Origin of the sequence: Microcystis sp. M31BS1, from assembly GCF_020245285.1 — a bacterium.
Taxonomy (GTDB): Bacteria; Cyanobacteriota; Cyanobacteriia; order Cyanobacteriales; family Microcystaceae; genus Microcystis; species Microcystis panniformis.
On record NZ_JADBVE010000030.1, the window covers coordinates 1 to 4,184 of the forward strand.

The following is a 4,184-nucleotide window of genomic DNA, read 5'->3' on the forward strand; positions in this document are numbered from 1 at the left end:
AACCCTTATATAGAAAGGCATTTAGCGATTTTTGTTAATTGTTTTTTTCTAGAGCGAACTAATCAATTAAGTCTCTTGCCAGATAAGGATTTAGTCGATTTATGCCCCCCTATCGAACCATACCAAGTAACGAAGAACCAGATAACTTAAGTTGGTCGGGAGGAAATACCACCCTCGAAGCAATTGCCTGTCAGCTTCCAGTTGTTACCTGTCCGGGGGAATTTATGCGGGGAAGACATTCCTATGCTATCTTGAAAAAATTAGGCATAACCGAGACAATTGCTACGGATAAAAATCACTATATTGAAATTGCTATCCGTTTAGGTTTAGATAATCAATGGCGACAAACAATCAAAGATTATACTAAAATGAATATCGATACAGTATTTAACGATCGAACCTCTGTAGAAAGTCTAGAAAGATTTTATCAATCTGTAGTAGGAGAAGGTAAATAAAACTTTAGGGTTACATAGGGTTTGCGGCAAAAAGTTTGTTGGGGTGTGGGGTATGGGGAAGAAAACCACATAAAGTTCATTTGGTCAAGGATTTAAGATACTCTTACCCTGGGTTTAATCCTCTTTCCCAAAAATGATAAGGATTAGCAAAATAAAAATCTGCTCCTAGTTTCTGACTCAACTCTTGATGTCCACAAAATTCTTTGGCCTTGTCACAAAGGTGGGTTTTTCTTTTGTCAGGGGGAATCTCTTAGAAAAGTTTTTCGGTGACAAGGGTTGATTTCCGATGCGGTTTTGTTCTTGGCCAATGCTGCCACGCTCCGGAATCGCGCCAAGCTTACTTTTCGCTCCGCTTCGACTCTTTCTTTTTCCTCGTCTGGCCCTATAGGTATTCTTGATGCTCTCCATAGTCTCGATAGTTGACGATTGGCCACCTTGCCAAGAATTAGTGATAAAATTACAATATAAACAGTAATTTTTCCTCTAACCATAATCCCTCACCCCCAATAAAATTATGATGCACGGTTTTATTCCCCCACATCGTTATTTTCCCTATCTTACTTGGACAGATATAGATTCAATGCCAGATAAGGAAAATGTGGTAATTATTCAACCCATCGGTGCGATCGAACAACACGGACCCCATCTACCTATTGCCGTCGATGCTGCCATTAGTTTAGGGGTTTTAGGCAAAGCTTTCGAGAAATTAGATACAAACATCGCCGCTTTCGCTTTACCCTGTCTCTACTACGGAAAATCTAACGAACATTGGTCTTTTCCCGGCACGATTACCCTCTCGGCAGCAACCTTATTAACCCTCATTCAAGAGATAGCTGAAAGTCTCTATCGTTCGGGTTTTCGCAAGTTAGTATTAATGAACTCCCACGGCGGGCAGCCGCAAGTTATGGAAATTGCCGCTAGGGATATTCATCAACAATATCCCGATTTTTTAGTATTTCCTTTTTTCACTTGGCGAGTTCCCCACAATGCGGCTGAATTATTCTCGGAATATGAATTAGAATACGGTATTCATGCAGGAGATGTGGAAACTAGCATTATGTTATCATTACTGCCAGAACAGGTAAAAATTGAGCGGGCCGTCCGAGAATATCCTCAAGGTTTGCCAGAAAATAGTTTGTTAACTATGGAGGGAAAATTACCCTTTGCTTGGTTAACTAAGGAATTAACTAAAAGTGGAGTGATGGGAGATGCTACTAATGCAAGTAAAGAAAAAGGCGATCGATTATTAGAATCCGTTGCTAATGGTTGGGTACAGGCGATCGCTGATGTTTATCAATTCCGTCAACCGAAGTTATAGCGGTTCTCACACCTGTGTGGCACACTTAAACCTTTGCTAATTAAGCTTTTCAACATCGATAATGTACCTAGTGCGAACAGGAAACGCTATATATTAATAAAAGATTAATTAGAGTTGTTAATAAGCTGTACTGCATTTAAACTGCCTATTGTTAATTTTAGTACCAAGGATAAAAATTCCTCTCACTTCCCCTTTGATTCGGGAATTTGCTCACGATATTTCCTGAGCATAAATAGAGTAAATTTTAACAAGATAAGAGTAATTTTTCCATAATTATTAATCTCAATTATCAGTTTTATCCTTGAGGTTTTAGAAATTTTGTCAACGGTAACAAAAAGAAAATAAACGACATTTTTACCATATTTTTTCTGGGGGATAAGAATCGAAAACAGAATCAACGTCTAGGATAATTAGGGGCTGCTGAATAAATCTAAAAACCTTGTTGGATAAGGCTTTTAGACTTTTTTTCCTCAAAAAGTGCCGACCATTGGAGGGATCGGGGGTAAAATTCCGGGACTTTTTCCCTGAAAATTAGGTAACTGACTACCTCAAAATCGGTAAAACCCCACACCCCACACCCCACACCCCACACCCTGCCCCCACGAAAAACTTTTTCAGCAGACCCTATCTATTTGGGATTTTAATTCGCCGGTGATCATCGCTGTTTATTTGTTCACTGCTTGTAATATTGCAGTAACTTTGTACTAAAAATTGGGGTCAGGATAGGGATAAAGTCCCTGCTCCGGCTCTCCCTGCTCCGACTTGATTCGTGGCAAGTATCCCACTCCCTTCTCCCGTTCTGGGAGATGCCACCTCCTCCTTACCTGTAGGGGCGGGAAAAAAGTTTTTTCGGGGACAGGAAGTATGTAAAATGGAATGTTGATCTTTCTTGGCCTAAACAGCATTTCATGATTTCGAGTAACGACTTTCGGAGCGGTACGACCATCGAGATAGATGGCTCTGTCTGGCGGGTGGTGGAATTCCTGCACGTCAAACCGGGTAAGGGATCGGCCTTTGTGCGAACCAAGTTAAAAAATGTCCAGACCGGCAACGTGGTAGAACGGACGTTCCGGGCGGGGGAAACCTTGCCCTCAGCCACGATCGAAAAGCGTACCATGCAGCACACCTACAAAGAAGGCGATCAGTTTGTCTTCATGGACATGGAGACTTTTGAGGAAGCAACTCTAACCCCAGCACAAATGGGCGATCGAGCCAAGTATCTGAAAGAAGGAATGGAAGTCAATATTCTCTTTTGGAATGAGCAAGTGTTAGAGGTAGAATTGCCCACCTCGGTAATCTTGGAAATCACCGATACAGATCCGGGAGTCAAGGGAGATACGGCCACCGGTGGCACGAAACCGGCGATCGTAGAAACGGGAGCGCAGGTGATGGTTCCCCTGTTTATTTCCATCGGTGAAAGGATTAAAGTGGACACCAGGGATGGTTCCTATCTGGGACGGGAATAATTGTGATCAGAAGCCCAGAAATGAGGCCTTAGGGAGGGGTTTAGGACTAAAGCCAGTTTTCTGAGCCTGTCTCCCAAAACTTAGCCGCTAGATGCGAAAAATCGACGGTTTGGTAGGTGCGAATTTGGATTTGTTGCTTTTTATTTGCGGGGGGATTTCAGAGCGGTGACTATTGATTACAACGAAATTCGAGAACTGATCAAAACATTGGCAGCCACGGATATCAGTGAATTTAGCCTGAAAAGTGCAGATTTGGAGCTAAATATCCGCAAAGGAACCGTTAATACTGCCCTTGGTCCTCTCGCCGCTCCCTTGCCGGTGGTGACGGCCCCGGTCGCCCCTCCAGTGGTAGCGGCAGGCCCCACCCCGGCCCCAGAAACCCCCACTCCCGAACCCGTGGCCGCCGCTGTTGATAAAAAATGGCTGGCGATTACCTCTCCCATGGTCGGCACTTTTTATCGCGCTCCCGCTCCCGATGAACCCTCTTTCGTGGAAAAAAACGATCGAGTCCGGGTCGGACAAACGGTCTGTATCATCGAAGCGATGAAGTTGATGAATGAAATCGAAGCGGAAGTGGCCGGGCAAATCGTCGAAATCGCCGTCGCTAACGGTGAACCGGTAGAATTTGGTCAGACGTTAATGTGGGTTAATCCGGAGTAAGTAAGTGATTCTAATTAAATAGAAGATAGATTTTGTCTTTGATCCCCCCTGCCCCCCTTGATAAGGGGGGTGCCGGTAGGCGGGGGATCCCTGCCCCCAGGAAAAACTTTTTCAACAAACCCTAGATAGAATGAAAGCTATCCTCTTGACATCCTCGCCGCCGTAAAACGGACGGCGATTCCCAAACCTCACGATTTGGGTTTCTGCTTCTTTCCCGAAGGATTTTTCGCACCTGCCTTAACAGATTTACTCTGTTCTGGTCTTATGGTCGCTCTACAGACTGAC

At 43.9% G+C, this 4,184-nt stretch carries 3 protein-coding genes and 2 pseudogenes; 4 read left to right on the forward strand and 1 reads right to left on the reverse strand.

Going from position 1 to position 4,184, the window contains the following annotated elements; genetic code table 11:
- Positions 1-140: 140 nt before the first annotated feature.
- Positions 141-455, forward strand: a pseudogene (locus tag IM509_RS01635) (O-linked N-acetylglucosamine transferase family protein); the annotation flags it as partial.
- A gap of 112 nt (positions 456-567) precedes the next feature.
- Here the strand turns inward: IM509_RS01635 and IM509_RS01640 are convergent.
- Positions 568-772 (reverse strand): annotated as a pseudogene (locus IM509_RS01640) (IS30 family transposase); the annotation flags it as partial.
- 197 nt (positions 773-969) lie between these two features.
- Between IM509_RS01640 and IM509_RS01645 the strand changes: the two are divergent.
- The 3 genes from IM509_RS01645 to accB all read left to right on the forward strand — a co-directional run bounded on the left by IM509_RS01645 (position 970) and on the right by accB (position 3,899).
- A complete protein-coding gene (locus IM509_RS01645) occupies positions 970-1,773 on the forward strand; it encodes a creatininase family protein (protein WP_002762063.1) in 804 nt (267 codons plus the stop codon).
- A 908-nt stretch (positions 1,774-2,681) separates the two neighbouring features.
- A complete protein-coding gene (gene efp, locus IM509_RS01650; RefSeq protein ID WP_002788532.1) occupies positions 2,682-3,239 on the forward strand; it encodes an elongation factor P in 558 nt (185 codons plus the stop codon).
- Between the two features lie 165 nt (positions 3,240-3,404).
- Positions 3,405-3,899, forward strand: a complete 495-nt coding sequence (gene accB, locus IM509_RS01655; RefSeq protein WP_052278345.1) for an acetyl-CoA carboxylase biotin carboxyl carrier protein — start codon at positions 3,405-3,407, stop codon at positions 3,897-3,899.
- Positions 3,900-4,184 lie beyond the last annotated feature (285 nt).